This is a genomic window from Streptococcus pluranimalium (genome assembly GCF_047785745.1).
Classification (GTDB): Bacteria; Bacillota; Bacilli; order Lactobacillales; family Streptococcaceae; genus Streptococcus; species Streptococcus pluranimalium_B.
Map to the genome: position 1 here is coordinate 1 of NZ_JBLOJT010000036.1, position 15,295 is coordinate 15,295.

Annotated in this window: 14 protein-coding genes and 2 pseudogenes; 13 read left to right on the forward strand and 3 right to left on the reverse strand. The window is 38.3% G+C overall.

Features of this window, described 5'->3' with window-relative positions:
* Positions 1–139 precede the first annotated feature (139 nt).
* From ACMZ6U_RS05470 to ACMZ6U_RS05500, 7 genes and pseudogenes are all read left to right on the forward strand, one after another.
* On the forward strand, positions 140–601 hold the full coding sequence (locus ACMZ6U_RS05470; RefSeq protein ID WP_416106936.1) for a CtsR family transcriptional regulator: 462 nt from the start codon (positions 140–142) through the stop codon (positions 599–601).
* A complete protein-coding gene (locus tag ACMZ6U_RS05475) occupies positions 601–3,039 on the forward strand; it encodes an ATP-dependent Clp protease ATP-binding subunit (RefSeq protein WP_416106938.1) in 2,439 nt (812 codons plus the stop codon). Before ACMZ6U_RS05470 ends, ACMZ6U_RS05475 begins: the two co-directional genes overlap by 1 nt.
* A gap of 224 nt (positions 3,040–3,263) precedes the next feature.
* The gene (locus ACMZ6U_RS05480; RefSeq protein ID WP_416106940.1) at positions 3,264–3,935 is read left to right on the forward strand and encodes a response regulator transcription factor; all 672 of its coding nucleotides are present in this window, start codon (positions 3,264–3,266) and stop codon (positions 3,933–3,935) included.
* Position 3,936: 1 nt separating this feature from the next.
* The gene (locus tag ACMZ6U_RS05485; RefSeq protein WP_416106942.1) at positions 3,937–5,295 is read left to right on the forward strand and encodes an ATP-binding protein; all 1,359 of its coding nucleotides are present in this window, start codon (positions 3,937–3,939) and stop codon (positions 5,293–5,295) included.
* Between the two features lie 177 nt (positions 5,296–5,472).
* On the forward strand, positions 5,473–6,189 hold the full coding sequence (locus ACMZ6U_RS05490; protein ID WP_416106944.1) for a type II CAAX prenyl endopeptidase Rce1 family protein: 717 nt from the start codon (positions 5,473–5,475) through the stop codon (positions 6,187–6,189).
* Positions 6,190–6,209: 20 nt separating this feature from the next.
* Positions 6,210–7,007, forward strand: a complete 798-nt coding sequence (locus ACMZ6U_RS05495; RefSeq protein ID WP_416106959.1) for a PrsW family glutamic-type intramembrane protease — start codon at positions 6,210–6,212, stop codon at positions 7,005–7,007.
* 328 nt (positions 7,008–7,335) lie between these two features.
* Positions 7,336–7,738 (forward strand): annotated as a pseudogene (locus ACMZ6U_RS05500) (transposase); the annotation flags it as partial.
* A gap of 121 nt (positions 7,739–7,859) precedes the next feature.
* Here the strand turns inward: ACMZ6U_RS05500 and ACMZ6U_RS05505 are convergent.
* Positions 7,860–8,042: pseudogene (locus ACMZ6U_RS05505) on the reverse strand (transposase); the annotation flags it as partial.
* A gap of 192 nt (positions 8,043–8,234) precedes the next feature.
* On the opposite strand from ACMZ6U_RS05505, the gene ACMZ6U_RS05510 reads away from it, so the two are divergent.
* Positions 8,235–9,002, forward strand: coding sequence for a nucleoside phosphorylase (locus tag ACMZ6U_RS05510; protein ID WP_416106946.1), 768 nt, complete (start codon positions 8,235–8,237; stop codon positions 9,000–9,002).
* A 45-nt stretch (positions 9,003–9,047) separates the two neighbouring features.
* Here ACMZ6U_RS05510 and ACMZ6U_RS05515 read toward each other — a convergent pair whose 3' ends face one another.
* Positions 9,048–9,500 carry a hypothetical protein gene (locus tag ACMZ6U_RS05515; RefSeq protein WP_104968606.1) on the reverse strand — a complete coding sequence of 151 codons (453 nt, stop codon included), beginning with the start codon at positions 9,498–9,500 and terminating at the stop codon, positions 9,048–9,050.
* 127 nt (positions 9,501–9,627) lie between these two features.
* Between ACMZ6U_RS05515 and truA the strand changes: the two genes are divergently transcribed.
* The 4 genes from truA to ACMZ6U_RS05535 all read left to right on the forward strand — a co-directional run bounded on the left by truA (position 9,628) and on the right by ACMZ6U_RS05535 (position 12,501).
* Positions 9,628–10,404, forward strand: a complete 777-nt coding sequence (gene truA, locus ACMZ6U_RS05520) for a tRNA pseudouridine(38-40) synthase TruA (protein ID WP_416106948.1) — start codon at positions 9,628–9,630, stop codon at positions 10,402–10,404.
* Positions 10,367–11,134 carry a bifunctional hydroxymethylpyrimidine kinase/phosphomethylpyrimidine kinase gene (locus ACMZ6U_RS05525; protein ID WP_416106950.1) on the forward strand — a complete coding sequence of 256 codons (768 nt, stop codon included), beginning with the start codon at positions 10,367–10,369 and terminating at the stop codon, positions 11,132–11,134. Before truA ends, ACMZ6U_RS05525 begins: the two co-directional genes overlap by 38 nt.
* A complete protein-coding gene (locus tag ACMZ6U_RS05530; protein WP_416106952.1) occupies positions 11,121–11,591 on the forward strand; it encodes an ECF transporter S component in 471 nt (156 codons plus the stop codon). Before ACMZ6U_RS05525 ends, ACMZ6U_RS05530 begins: the two co-directional genes overlap by 14 nt.
* A gap of 346 nt (positions 11,592–11,937) precedes the next feature.
* Positions 11,938–12,501 carry a TIGR01440 family protein gene (locus ACMZ6U_RS05535; RefSeq protein ID WP_416106953.1) on the forward strand — a complete coding sequence of 188 codons (564 nt, stop codon included), beginning with the start codon at positions 11,938–11,940 and terminating at the stop codon, positions 12,499–12,501.
* Positions 12,502–12,881: 380 nt separating this feature from the next.
* Here the strand turns inward: ACMZ6U_RS05535 and ACMZ6U_RS05540 are convergent, their stop codons facing one another.
* Positions 12,882–13,718: a mechanosensitive ion channel family protein gene (locus ACMZ6U_RS05540; protein ID WP_416106955.1), complete on the reverse strand. Its 837-nt coding sequence runs from the start codon at positions 13,716–13,718 to the stop codon at positions 12,882–12,884.
* A gap of 174 nt (positions 13,719–13,892) precedes the next feature.
* On the opposite strand from ACMZ6U_RS05540, the gene tig reads away from it, so the two are divergent.
* Complete coding sequence (gene tig / locus ACMZ6U_RS05545; protein WP_416106957.1) at positions 13,893–15,176, forward strand: trigger factor; 1,284 nt, start codon at positions 13,893–13,895, stop codon at positions 15,174–15,176.
* The last annotated feature ends 119 nt before the right edge of the window (positions 15,177–15,295 follow it).

A 15,295-nucleotide genomic window follows, 5' to 3' on the forward strand; every position in this document is an offset into this window, starting at 1 on the left:
TTTTTATGTTAGTTGAAAACGATAGAACGTCACTCATTTTTGTGTTTTAGTAAAAAGCGTAAAGGTTTCAGTTTAAAATAACGCTAAATTTTGCTATAATGATAGTCAGTTATAGTCAAAGTGAGAAAGGGAGTCTTTAATGCCATTAAAAAATACTTCGGACCAGATTGAAGAGTATATCAAACAGTTATTGGGACAGTCAGGTATGACAGAAATCAAGCGATCCCATCTTGCTGAATCTTTTCAAGTTGTGCCTAGTCAGATTAATTATGTCATAAAGACACGTTTCACTGAGAGTAGAGGTTACTTGGTTGAGAGCAAACGTGGCGGGGGTGGTTATATCCGAATTGCAAAGGTTAAGTTCTCGGATAATCATCAGCTACTTGGCTCCCTAATGGCAACGATTGGTGAGCGGGTGAGTCAGCAGGTGTTTGATGACCTGATTCAGCTTTTATTTGAAGAGCAAGTTATTACAGAACGAGAAGGCAATATGCTTTTATCAATGACGTCTGATGCTGTATTAGGACAAGAAGCTCCTTTTATCAGAACTCGAATGTTAAAAAAACTCCTCCATCGTTTAGATAGGAAAAAGGAATCATAATGGTTAAGTATTCACAAAAAATGCAGGATGTTTTTGGCCTGTCTCAAATTATTGCTACACGATTCTCTTGTCAACTCTTAGAAAGTTGGCATCTTTTACTTGGATTGATTTCTAGTGATGAAACAATTGCAGGGCTTACTTTCCGAGAATTTGATAGCGAAACTGGTGAGAATGATTATTTTGCAGCAGCTCTTTTAGCATCAGAAAAGACTTTTGACGATAGTATCAATCACTTTGATTTTTATGAACAATCAGTTGCAACGGCTGATATGTTGGCTTTTGCGGAGCAAATTAGCCTTATCACTGGAGATGATGAAGTCGGTACAGAGCATGTTCTCATGGCGATGCTTTTGAGCCCTGATAGGATGCCTATTCGTGTCCTTGAATTAGCTGGTTTCAAACTAAAAAATGATGGCGAAGGTGCTTCGATTTTTAGTATTCGTCAAGTTTTAGAGAAGCATGCTGGTTTTACGAAAGATCAAGTCAAGGCCATCCATGAATTGAAAAAACCAAAACGTCCTAAAGCTAATCATTTTACAGATATGATGAAACCACCTTCAACAGCTGGTGAATTATCAGATTTCACACGTGATTTGACAGCTATGGCTGAAGTGGGTGCCCTTGAGGCAGTAGTTGGTCGTGATAAAGAAGTCTCTCGCATGGTCCAGGTGCTTAGTCGTAAAACTAAGAATAATCCTGTCTTGGTTGGTGATGCAGGGGTCGGTAAAACAGCCTTGGCTTATGGTTTAGCTCAGCGTATTGCAAGTGGTGAGATTCCTTATGAGTTGCGCGATATGCGTGTTCTTGAACTAGACATGATGAGTGTGGTAGCAGGAACGCGCTTCCGTGGTGACTTTGAAGAGCGGATGAACCAAATTATCGATGATATTGAAGCAGATGGTCATATCATTCTCTTTGTGGACGAGATGCATACCATCATGGGTTCTGGTAGTGGTATTGATAGCACACTTGATGCGGCTAATATCCTAAAGCCTGCTCTTTCTCGTGGAACACTCCATATGGTTGGGGCTACAACACAGGAAGAGTATCAAAAACATATCGAAAAAGATGCTGCTCTATCGCGTCGTTTTGCCAAAATTGTTATTGAAGAGCCATCTGTGTCAGACGCTTTTGATATTTTAAAAGGCTTACGTCCAAGTTATGAGGCCTACCATAACGTTTCTTTATCTGATGAGGCTTTGATGACGGCTGTTAAATCTGCTCACCGTTATATGACTAGTAAAAACTTGCCTGATTCGGCCATTGATTTGATGGATGAAGCCAGTGCGACGGTTCAGACGATGGTTAAGAAAGAAGCGCAAGAAGAGCTATCTCCTATTGATGAAGCACTTTTAGATGGTGATTTTAAAGCTGTCTCGCGTTTGCTTAAGAAGGAAGAGAAGGTCGCTCTTCCAAAAGTTATCAAGGTAACCGAGAATCACATCATGTCTACCCTTAGTCGTTTGACAGGGATTCCTGTGGAAAAAATGACACAGGCAGACAATCAGAAGTATCTCAATTTGGAAAAAGAGTTGCATAAGCGTGTGATTGGGCAAGATACAGCGGTTTCGGCGATTAGTCGGGCCATTCGTCGTAACCAGTCGGGCATTAGGGCTGGTAAACGCCCTATCGGATCTTTCATGTTCTTGGGACCAACTGGAGTTGGTAAGACGGAGTTGGCTAAGGCCTTGGCGGAAGTCCTTTTTGATGATGAATCAGCTCTCATTCGTTTTGACATGTCTGAGTATATGGAAAAATTTGCCGCCTCACGTCTTAACGGTGCTCCTCCGGGTTATGTCGGCTATGATGAAGGGGGAGAATTAACAGAGAAAGTTCGTCAGAAACCTTATTCTGTCCTCTTGTTTGATGAGGTTGAAAAGGCACATCCAGATATTTTCAATGTTCTTTTGCAAGTGCTGGATGATGGGATGTTGACGGATAGTCGTGGGCGCAAAGTAGACTTTTCAAACACCATTATTATCATGACGTCAAATCTTGGTGCGACAGCTCTTCGTGATGATAAGACGGTTGGTTTTGGCGTTCAGGATCTATCGCATGACCACGATGCTATGGAAAAACGTATCTTAGAAGAGCTTAAAAAAGCCTATCGTCCTGAATTTATCAACCGTATTGATGAGAAAGTTGTCTTCCACAGCTTGACACAAGATCACATGAGAGAAGTGGTTAAGATTATGGTTCAACCGTTAATCAAGCAGCTAGCTGAGAAAGATATTGTCCTTAAATTCCAACCATCAGCCCTTAAACATTTGGCTGAAGATGGTTACGATATCGAAATGGGAGCTCGCCCACTTCGTCGTACCATTCAAACCCAAGTCGAAGACCACATAGCAGAATTAGTCCTTTCAGGACAATTAGCTACAGGTAATACCCTCAAAGTCGGTGTCAAACAAGGTAAGCTTAAGTTTGATGTGGTTTAATGCTAAATTTTGACTCTTCGTCAACTGTAGTGTGTGTTATAACATCTAGGAGTTCTTATGAGATTGACTAGTTATTGAGCTAGTTTTCATAAGGACTCTTTATTTGTTTTTATTAGTCATGTACCTGGTTATCTGTTTTTTATCTCCTTTTTTAGGATAGACTGAGATTGCTTACCTATTTTTGATATAATGAGGAAAAAGTGAAGAAAAGAAGGGTTGGATAAATGGCATATATTTTGGTTGTCGAGGATGATAGAATAATCAATCAAATTGTGACAGAGTTTTTGAAGGAACAAGGACACCAGGTCAATGCTCAATTTGATGGGCAAAAAGCTCTTGATGTTTTTGAAAAAGAGAAAGAAATTGACCTTATCATTTTGGATATCATGATTCCTTCAGTCAATGGATTAGAAGTGTTGGAAAAGATTCGTCAATACTCGGATGTTCCTATTATGATGTTAACAGCTATGGATGACGAATATACTCAGTTGGTCAGTTTTAATCATCTTATTAATGATTACGTTGTTAAACCCTTTTCACCGCTAATTCTCACAAAACGGGTGGAGAATATTTTACGTCAAAGCAAAGGAAGTAAAGAAGTTAAAACATCCACAAAACTTGAAGTGGGAGAGCTTACTATCGATGTAGATAATGCTACTGCTTATTTTGAGCAGAAGGAGATTCCGTTAACAAAGACCGAGTATGACATTTTAGAAATTTTGGTGAAACGTTGCGGTAAGTTGGTGACACGTGATTATTTAATGGATACCATTTGGGGCTATAGTGAGTTGGACAGCCGTGTATTGGATAATCATATTAAAAATCTTAGAAAGAAAATACCAAGTTTAGCACTGTTAACAGTCATTGGTAGGGGGTATAAAATTGAGAAGAAGTGATATGGGACTCACACGGAAGCATTTTCTTAGTTTTATGGCTACAATCAGCATAGTAGTTATTTTTTTCTTGTTGATTTCCTACTTTACATTGCCAATTTATTATAATCAATCCAGAAAAGAAGTTTTAAGACAGGAATTCAATTCGGTATTAAAACAATTAGAGGGTATGCCTGAAAAAACGATGGTGACGGCTCTTAGAAAATACGAAGCGCAACATAAGGGCTTATTCTTTTCTTTGAGTAATAAGAAAGGGAAACTCATTTACCCCGAACAGGAGCGATTGGATGATTATGATATTGAATTGGAAAGCTTCTCAGATTCGAAACGCTCAGAAGCCGGGTATTGGACAGAGACTGTTAAAACTGATGCTAGTGACTATTTGATAGTAACAGGTCAGTATATCTTCCCTTCATTGACCAGTATTAGTCAGACCTTGTTAACGCTCTATCCTTTCATTATTTTATTGTTTATGTTTCTTGTGTTTGGGGCGGCCTTCTTGTATAGTCGCTGGTCGACCAGAAGGATCAGGCAATTGTCACAAGAAACACGAGCCCTACGCCAGTTGGATCAAAATCTGACTTGCACTGTGGCTGGTCAAGATGAGATTTCTTTATTGGCGCAAGATATCAATGCCTTATATGAAAGTTTATTGATTAGTATTCAGGACTTGAAACGAGAGAATGAATTGGCGTTAGAGCGTGAAAAAGAGAAGATGAATTTTTTGAGAATGACGTCTCATGAATTAAAAACGCCTATCACGAGTATGGTAGGCATTATAGATGGTATGATTTATCAAGTAGGTGACTTTAAGAACCGTGCTAAGTATCTGCTAGAGTGTCGTACTATTTTACAAGAACAATCTCATCTTGTTCACTCTATTTTGGAAGCTTCAAAATTGGATTTATTGTTAAACCCTAAACAGGATGAATTTTCTGTTCGAGAAATGTTTGATAGTTTGATGGCGAGTTATGAGACAAGCATGGCACTAGAAGATAGAGAACTAGTTTATGAAATAGAGGACTTCATGATTCAGGCTCATCGCTTTTATTTAGAAAGAGCGATTAGAAATATTATAGATAATGCTTTACATTATACAAAGCCAAAGGGGATTATTTCTATTTGTGCTCAAAATAATCAGATTAAAATTAGTAATCAAGTGGATCAGCTTATAGATGGGGAGCAATTAGACCATCTTTTTGAACCATTTTATCGTCCGGATTTCAGTCGAAGCCGTCATGATGGGGGAACAGGCCTTGGGTTATATATTGTTGATCAAATTCTATCAAAGCATAACATCAACTACTCTCTAAAACCTCGTGGAGATTATATGGCTTTTACACTGGATTTTAAATCAATGTGATTAGGGAATTATTTGCATAAAAAGCTGCTTTTACTCAATTTCTGAGAGAGAGCAGCTTTTTTTGATAGGAAATAAATAGAAGACTAAAAATAGTTAAAAAACAGATGGTCAATAGAGCACACATAACTTGATATTTTATAATAAGTGTAAATATTTTTATTAAGAAAAGAGGTTTTTATGGCACAGAAATTAAAGCATTTAAAATGGTGGGATATTATTATCCTAACGCTTATCTTCTTTGGACAGGCTATCTATTCTTCAACACTCATGTTTTTCCAAAATAATGGACGAGTGATTCCTGAGTTAACGGAAACAACAGGCAGTGAAAACATATACATGATGGTAGTGCAGGGTCTAACCTTGGTTGTGGCAGTGGCTTACTTGGTTTGGCGTAAGTTTGATTTTAAACAATGGCAATTTAAATTTTCTCCTAAGGCAACATTGACAGGAATCGGCATGTTTTTCTTACTGGCTATTATGGTGGATGTTTTTGTTATTTTTTTTGATCCACATAGCGTAGGTAAGATTTTTGGGTCTTCATGGCAATTTTTAGACGGAATTAAGTTCTTTCTTTCGCAGTTTACGAATATTCCTTTAGTAGCTTATGCACTTTTAAATGGCTTTTACGAAGAAATATACTTTATTGGTTTATGTACTGCAGTTGAAGCAAAGCATCGCACCTGGATTTTCCTCTTTTCGATACTAATTCGTATCTCTTTCCATACCTACCAAGGCTTAGTAAGTGCCTTATCTATTGGTATCGTACTTGGTATATTCTACTATATCTGGTATCGCAAAAAGAGCCGCAATCTTTATCCAATCATGTTATCTCACTCAATCGCTGATGTTGTTGGTCTAACTATTTTACAATATATTGTTGTAGCAGGTATATAGAACGAGGAGGGGGTATTGTGATGAAGCGTTATTTCTTATTATTAACTCTTGGTTTACTAAGTTTATGGCGGTTGGCAGAAGAATTACTGATTTTGTTAACCCTATCTCAGGAGAGGCATTCGTGGCTATCCTTTATTGTAGCAATAGCCATTCTGATAGTCGTTTATGTCATTCCCATCAGTGTTTTGGTCATAGTGTTTTTAGGAAAAAAAGGTCTATCGTACAAAGAATACTTTTATACAATTATCTTTGGTGCCTTACTTCTTGGGCAAGTTGCGGGATTGTTGAATTTTAAAGTATCAGATATGTTACTGACTATTTTTGATAATGTTCCTGGATTAGAAGGGTGGATACCTAGTATTGTTCCACCACTTGTCGAGGAATCCTTGAAATTTGTTTTAGCGGTAATATTGTTGTATCTTTTTCGTATCAATTCCGTATGGGAGGCGCTCTCACTTGGAGCAGGTGTTGGACTCGGATTTCAGCTATCTGAAGATTATACTTATGTACTAGGAACTTTAGTGGACAACCATGGTGCTCCTATTTCAGAAGCTTTGGTACGATTAAGTGGTTCGTTTGCCAGTCATTGGTTACTGACAGCCTTGATGACGGGTGCATGGTTCTTACTGGCTAAAATAGGAGTAAAGAAGGTGATTGCAAAATGTTATGTGATCATACCTATGTTGCTTCATGCGATTTGGAATACTTCGGTAGTTGATGGCAGTTTGCTACTTAAGGGGCTTCTTACGATTATGAGTTGGGGATTGCTATTCTACTTTTACCAAACTACTGAGCGTATAGAGAAACATCAATCATAGCAATATTAGGCTGATCGATTGAGAGCATGGGGGTAGCGTAGCTGAGTGATACTGATTTTAGGATGGCTAACATACTATCGGAACTAATATCAATTTTAGGTTGGGATAAAATCCCAATCTTTTTGGCCTTATTTCGGATCAACGAGTGAGATGTAGTTGTTGGAAGTTTTCCTCCTTTTTTATTTTGATGTTTGTGGTCTTCTTTAATGACTTTGTAGGCGCTGTAAGGCTATCTTAGTTTATGAAGATTGGCTTATTCTGAATCGGTTACACTAAACTAGACAGAATCTATAAAGTGTTCTACACTAAAGAAAATAGGAGAAAAGCTATGTCTAGAAAAATTCGCCGTCACTTCACAGATGAGTTTAAACAACAAATCGTTGACCTGCATAATGCAGGAAGAAAACGCAGTGAGCTTATCAAAGAATATGATTTAACCTCCTCAACCTTTGACAAGTGGGTCAAACAGGCAAGAACGACTGGATCATTTAAAACTGTTGATAATCTGACCGATGAACAGCGTGAGCTGATGGAACTCAGAAAACGAAATAAAGAACTTGAAATGCAATTAGATATCCTAAAGCAAGCGGCAGTGATTATGGCACGAAAAGACAAATAATCACTGCTAACAAGGACAACTATAGCATTTCAGCCATGTGTCAATGCTTGAATCTCCTCGTTCCAGCTATTACTATAAAGCCACTGATGGAAGCGATTGTGACAGATTTGACCTATGTCCACTGGTGGCATTATCATCGCATACACGGTAGTCTCAATTACCAAACACACATGGCTAGGCGAGTGATCGCTTAACAAAAAACACTTTATAAAAATTGTACAGAAAACTCTTGCCTTTTCAATATCTTTGATAAGTTTGTTGGTTGCTTCTAGCTTAGCATTCGAATAGGGAAGTTCTAAGGCATTGATAATATAGCTCTTGTATCTCAAAAAGGTTTTGAAGACTGTTTGAAATTCTTTATTCACAGTCTCCAGATGCTCCTCAATCAAGTCAAAAAAGTGGCTAGCTTTTTTCTCAAAAATTCATCCCAAGACAAAATGGTGGGTAGCTTATCAGAGGATTTACCCACTACAGTCTTATAGAGCCTTAATAAAAAAACATCTCGAACGTTAGTGAAAGGACTAATAGCCGAGATGTTTTTGTTGTCTAACCTTGCAATCTTAGAGAATTGTGTTAAACTATTTTAAACTTTTCTAAGGAGGCCCCCTATGTTACTTGAAGAATTTGATGCTAATGCCCAAGCTATCATCAATCCGGAGATGGTCAATGAGCCAATCGAAGCTTTTCCTGAGACAGTAGTGACTTGCTTCGCCAGAGGGACCTTTGGGCGGATTTTAAAGGAGTTACCTCATAAGCATTTGGTGACAACGAGTGTTGCTAATCTGGATATCCCCATTTATGAAATAGACTTTGACGGTCACAAGATTGGTTTTTTTAATTCCTATGTTGGTGCTGCTGGTTGTGTTGCCGTTCTTGAAGATTTAATTGTGATGGGCATGAAAAACTTAGTCGTCTTTGGTACCTGTGGTGTTCTTGATGGGAGTATTGCAGAGACGTCTATTATCATTCCAAGGGCTGCACTGCGTGATGAGGGAACTAGTTTTCATTATGCATCTCCTAGCGATGAGATTGCGGTTAACCAGGATTTTCATGAAGATTTTAAGGCATTTTTAGACCGTCAAAATGTTTCTTATACCGAAGGAAAGGTCTGGACGACTGATGGGATTTACCGAGAAACAGCTGATAAGATGGCAAGGCGTAAACGTCAAGGAGCTATTTGTGTCGACATGGAATGCTCTGCCATCGCAGCTTTAGCTGATTTCCGAGACATCAAGCATTTCCAGTTTTTCTATTCAGCGGATAATCTGGATGCGGAAGTTTGGGATGAGCGAACGCTCGGTAATGACGCTGACCTAGAGACAAAAGATAGGATTGCCTATATCGCTTTAGGCTTTGCGATCGAACAATTTAAATAAATAATCCACGTTTAACTGGAGATGATGCAGTGATTGTTTAAGATACTAAAATTGTCTAGCGAAAACAATGGATAATATTACAAGTGTAAGCAATGGTGGTAGATAGATCATCCCAAAGGTAACCAAATCCAATTTATTTCGATTTTTTTGAAAGCTTATCAAAGCCATAATAGCTATGATAATAGTCACTAACCATAGCCCTAAAAGGATGTAAAGAGATTGACTTGTGATATCCCAACCATTGGAGAAAGCTTGTAGAGCATACCCAGCTATCATCCCAATTGGAAATGACAAAAAGTATAAGATAAGGCCTAGTGTAGCTAGCCAGCGTTTAAACCAAATAGCTGGAATAAGCCCAATTAGTGATAGTATGGGATTGATAATCAAGGAGACCAGTGTCGCCCAGTGAGTTGGGAATAATATCTCAAAATCAATGAAGAAGCTACTATAAAACAAGATAGTTTGAACTATTAGAATCACGTTGACAGATTTTCTCATCACATCCTCCTGAAATCGTTTTCTTTTTAATTATATCACAAAAAAAGAAAGTCATATTTTCACTTAAGAATAGAGGATGTATTACCTTCATTTTGAGAAATGCTGAAAGTTTGCTATAATCAGTTTCATGACACGATACAAAGCGATTATTTCTTATGACGGTACGCTTTTTTCAGGTTTTCAAAGACAACCTGGGGCTAGAACTGTTCAAGAGGAAATTGAGAAGACTCTTTTACGATTAAATAGTGGAAAGCCTGTTACCATCCATGGAGCAGGACGAACAGATGCTGGTGTTCATGCCTATGGGCAAGTGATTCATTTTGATTTACCTCAGACGCGTGACGTTGAAAAACTACGTTTTGGTTTGGATACTCAGTGTCCTGATGATATTGATATTGTTGATGTGGCCATTGTTTCAGATGCCTTTCATGCTCGGTACAATAAACATCGTAAAACCTATGAATTTCTAGTAGATACTGGACGTCCTAAAAATCCTATGATGCGACATTACGCGACAGCCTACCCTTATCCTCTGGAACTTGCTCCTATGCAGAAGGCTATCAAGGATTTGGTAGGAACTCATGATTTTACAGGATTCACCGCTTCAGGAACAGCTGTTGAAAACAAAGTTAGGACCATCACCCAAGCAAGTCTGGAAGTAGATGTTAAAACAGGCTTTTTAGTGTTTACCTTTTCGGGAAATGGCTTCTTGTATAAACAGGTCCGCAATATGGTAGGAACGCTATTGAAAATCGGAAATGGTCGCATGCCAGTTAGTCAGATTAAGACAGTTTTAGTATCAAAAAATCGCGATTTAGCTGGACCAACGGCAGCAGGAAACGGACTCTATCTTAAGGAGATAATTTATGAAGACACCTTATATTCTGACCATAGCGGGCAATGATATTTTAAGTGGTGGTGGCTTTCAAGCTGACTTAGCCACTTTTTCAGCCCATAAGCTCTATGGCTTTTTGGCTCAAACCTGCATGACAGCAATAACTGATGATGGTTTTGAGATTATTCCGACAGATGATATTCTCTTTCAAAAACAGCTGGATAGCTTAAAAGATATTCCTTTTTCAGCCATTAAAATTGGTCTCTTACCAACGCCTCAGATAGCTAGGGCTGTCAAAGTCTTTATTCAAAAACGACCACAAGTTCCTGTGGTTCTAGATCCAGTTCTAGTCTTTAAGGAAAATACTGACCAAGAAGTCGCTCAAATGAGTCAAGAATTACAAGAGCTCTTTCCCTATGCGACCATCATCACCCCCAATCTCAAAGAAGCAGAACTCCTATCTGGACAGAGCATTTCTAACTTGGAAGAGATGGAAAATGCTGCAAGAGACTTACAGCAAATGGGTGCAAAATCAGTTGTTATCAAAGGTGGTGCAAGACTAGAAGGAGACCAAGCCTTCGATGTTTTATTAAGAGAAGATGGTCAGGTGGATTTCTTACAGTCATCCCTTCTTGATCGCAATAATCAAGGAGCAGGGTGTACTTTTGCTTCAGCTATAGCTAGTGGACTAGCTAAAGACCGGACCATTAGACAAAGTAGTCAGGCGGCAAAGGATTTTGTTTACCAGGCTATCGCACATTCAAATGATTATGGAGTGACACAATATGAGAAACGCTAAAACTCAAGAATTAACCTTACTTGCTATATTAACAGCCTTAACAATTGTTCTAGGTATGTTTGTAAAAATGCCAACTCCAACGGGAGTCACAACTCTGTTAGATGTAGGTATTTATTTTACAGCCTTTTATTTTGGGAAACGCCAGGGTGCCATTGTTGGTGGATTGTCTGCGTTCTTATTTGATTTGTTAGCAGGCTATCCTCAGTGGATGTTTATCAGTCTTGTGGCACATGGAGGGCAAGGCTATTTGGCAGGAATGACAGGAAAAAAACGTCCATTTGGTGTTATAGCAGCAACAGTTTTCATGGTTCTCCTTTATTTAATGGCTTCAAGTATCATGAATGGTCTTGGTGCAGCGTTGGCGGAAGTTTTGACGAATACAATGCAGAATATTGTTGGTATAATTGGTGCGGTAATTTTAAATAATGTGTACAAAAAATATGTCAGTAAGAAGTGAGGAGAATGATATGAGAAATAAACGGTTTAAAATGGCGCTTACTATTTTAGTACTATTGACATCATTAATCATGAATCCAGAAAAAGTTAGCGCAGATTATTATACGCCATGGATAATTAGGTAAGTGGGGAATACCTTTACAAAACGAGTATATGTAGGAAGTGGCCGAATATCAAATACATATATGTATCAGATTATAAATTATAAAAGAACTCATGTAAAAGACTCTGGAAGAGTAGTTGTTGAATATAAAACTGATAATAAATTTATAAAAGTTGTCGGTTAGTAAATTTTAATAACACTGAAATATTTTTTGTACTTTAATTTTTAGAAAGAAGGTCTGCCTATGGATCTAGAAGAATTAAAAAATCAAACGCAAACGATTTTGGAAGATATCCTAGACCGCTCAGCCATCCAAAAAGGCCAATTATTCGTATTAGGCTTGTCATCAAGTGAAGTTTTAGGGGGGAGTATTGGTCAAAATTCCAGCCAAGAAATCGGGGAAGTCATTGTTAAAGTCATCCTTGATGAACTAGGAAAATCAGGGATTGAGTTAGCCGTTCAAGGGTGTGAGCATCTTAACCGTGCCCTTGTTGTTGAACGAAAATACGCCCTGCAAAAAGATTTAGAGATAGTCAATGTCTTGCCCTCACTCCATGCTGGAGGTAGTGGACAGCTGGCAGCCTTTAAATTTATGAAAGACCCAGTCGAAGTTGAAGAAGTGGTTGCTCATGCTGGACTTGATATCGGTGATACTTCAATCGGTATGCATGTTAAGCGTGTTCAAGTACCATTGAAACCCATTCAAAGAGAATTAGGTGGTGCTCACGTCACTGCGCTTGCTAGTCGACCAAAACTTATCGGTGGTGCGCGTGGTCAGTATTTAGAAGATTCTATTCGAAAATATTAGTAACAAATTATAAAAAGATAACTTGAGTGTCTTCTCAAGTTATCTTTTTGATTATGTGACCACCAGTCTTTTTCGTATCTGGAGGACAAGTGCTAGTTGATAGTTATTTAGTGACGATAAGTTTTTGGTAAAGTGAAGATAGACAAGACATAGATCGCTGTCATCAAAGCATAGAAGAGATGGGCTGGGTTAAGTGCAAAGGTAGCGAGAACTAAACTCCAGACAAAGGTTAAGATGGTATATAAGCCATAAGTAAGAGCCTAGATAATTCCAAGCATCAAGGTTGCTTTTTGCGGGTTCGTGTCAGGAAGTTCATGTGGCAAGTTAAGAAAAACGGGATATTGTAGGAAGATAAGTAGCCCGGTAATAAAGAGGTAATGTTATAGATGCCCAATAGGTGTCACGGTCGGTAACTGAATACCTTCTTTTAGTAAGGCTTCCTGATAGAACCTGAAGAATTTTGGTCCAATAGTGTATTGTTCCCCATTTTGCACGAAGATATTGACGCGGAAAACAAGCTGATTATTGGTGTTGGTAATAGCTCCGATAATATCTGGATTGTTAACAATTTCAGGGTATTGCGGAACTTTATTGTCATTGATGGATTTGACAATTTCAATCACCTTCTCCAGTTCTGTATGAGCATAGATTGGTATGTCAACTTGAGCCCGCATATCGCCGCGCGATTGATTGCTAACGGTACTGATATTACGGTTAGGTACAAAATGTAAGGTACCATCAAAACCGATAATCTGGGTAGTTCGAATCCCAACGCTTGCAACTGTACCAGAAACTTCGCCAACCTCAACGACTTCATCAACTTCTAATTGATTTTCAAAAAGGATGAAGAAACCATTGACCATGTCGGATAAAAATCCTTGTGCCCCAAGACCAACAGCAACACCAGCAATCCCAGCACCAGCTAGGAGGCTGGAGACTGGAATCCCTAAAATACTTAAAATCCAGTAAATTAGTAAGAAATAGAGGGCATAATTCATGACGTTATGAAGGAGTTTAGTCATGGTACGCTTTCTCATAGGACTCTGTTTGGTAAAGGCAATAGAGCGTTCGATAGCCTTGGTAAAAAGCATTTCAAAAATCTTTTTAGCTAGGAAAAAGAGTACTAGTAGTAAAATTAACGAGACAGTCTTCGAGATGATATTTTCTGCAATAGTTTCGATATGGAGTTTATTCCAATAATTTTCAATATAAGTCATAGAAGTAGTTTACCAAAAAAAGTTATAAAAATCACGTCATACTGAGGAAAAACTCTTATTACTACTTTCTTCTAATCCCTTGATTTTCAAGAGAAAACTGACAAAAAACTTTAAAAAAAATGGTAAATATGGTAAACTAAGCTGTATTATAAATTTTTAAGGAGAAATGACTTAATGTCTACATCATTTGAAAACAAATCAACTAACCGTGGTGTTGTAACATTCACAATCGGTCAAGATAAAATCAAACCAGCTCTTGATCAAGCTTTCAACAAAGTTAAAAAAGATTTGAATGCGCCAGGTTTCCGTAAAGGACACATGCCTCGTGCTATCTTCAACCAACGTTTTGGTGAGGAAGCACTTTACGAAGATGCTTTGAACGCTATCTTGCCAGAAGCATACGAAGCAGCTATTGCTGAACTTGGACTTGATGTTGTGGCTCAACCAAAAGTTGATGTGAAATCAATGGAAAAAGGTCAAGACTGGGAAATCACTGCTGAAGTTGTGACAAAACCAGAAGTTAAACTTGGCGATTACAAAGATCTTGAAGTTTCAGTTGACGCTTCTAAAGAAGTTTCAGAAGACGAAGTGACTGAAAAAATCGAACGCGAACGTAAAAACCTTGCTGAGCTTGTTATCAAAGAAGAGGCAGCTGAAAATGGCGACACAGTTGTTATCGACTTTGTTGGTTCAGTAGATGGTGTTGAATTTGACGGTGGTAAAGGTGATAACTTCTCACTTGAGCTTGGTTCAGGTCAATTCATTCCAGGATTTGAAGATCAACTTGTCGGTTCAAAAGCTGGTGACGAAGTTGAAGTTAAAGTTACTTTCCCAGAAGATTACCAAGCAGAAGACCTTGCAGGTAAAGACGCAGTCTTTGCAACAACAGTTCATGAAGTTAAAACTAAAGAAGTTCCAGAACTTGACGATGAACTTGCAAAAGACATCGACGAAGAAGTTGAAACACTTGATGAGTTGAAAGCAAAATACCGCAAAGAACTTGAAGCAGCTAAAGAAATCGCTTATGACGATGCAGTTGAAGGTGCTGCTATTGAGCTTGCTGTTGAAAACGCTGAAATCGTTGAATTGCCAGAAGAAATGGTACACGACGAAGTTCACCGTGCAATGAACGAGTTCATGGGCAACATGCAACGTCAAGGTATCTCGCCTGATATGTACTTCCAATTGACAGGTACAAGTGAAGAGGACCTTCACAAACAATACGAAGCTGACGCTGATAAACGTGTTAAAACTAACCTTGTTATTGAAGCTATCGCTAAAGCAGAAGGTTTTGAAGCTTCCGAAGAAGAAGTTGAAAAAGAAATCACTGATCTTGCAGCTGAATACAACATGGATGCAGAACAAGTACGTTCACTTCTTTCACCAGAAATGCTTCAACACGACATTGCTATGAAGAAAGCAATCGAAGTAATCACTAGCTCAGTTAAAGTGAAATAATTATTTCAATAATAACTAAAAATGGTTCAAAGATAAGACCGAAGGTTGATTCTTTGAACCATTTTTTATGCTCTCGACAGCAGGTATTCAACTGTCTTAGCTCATATAGAGTTTGTTGG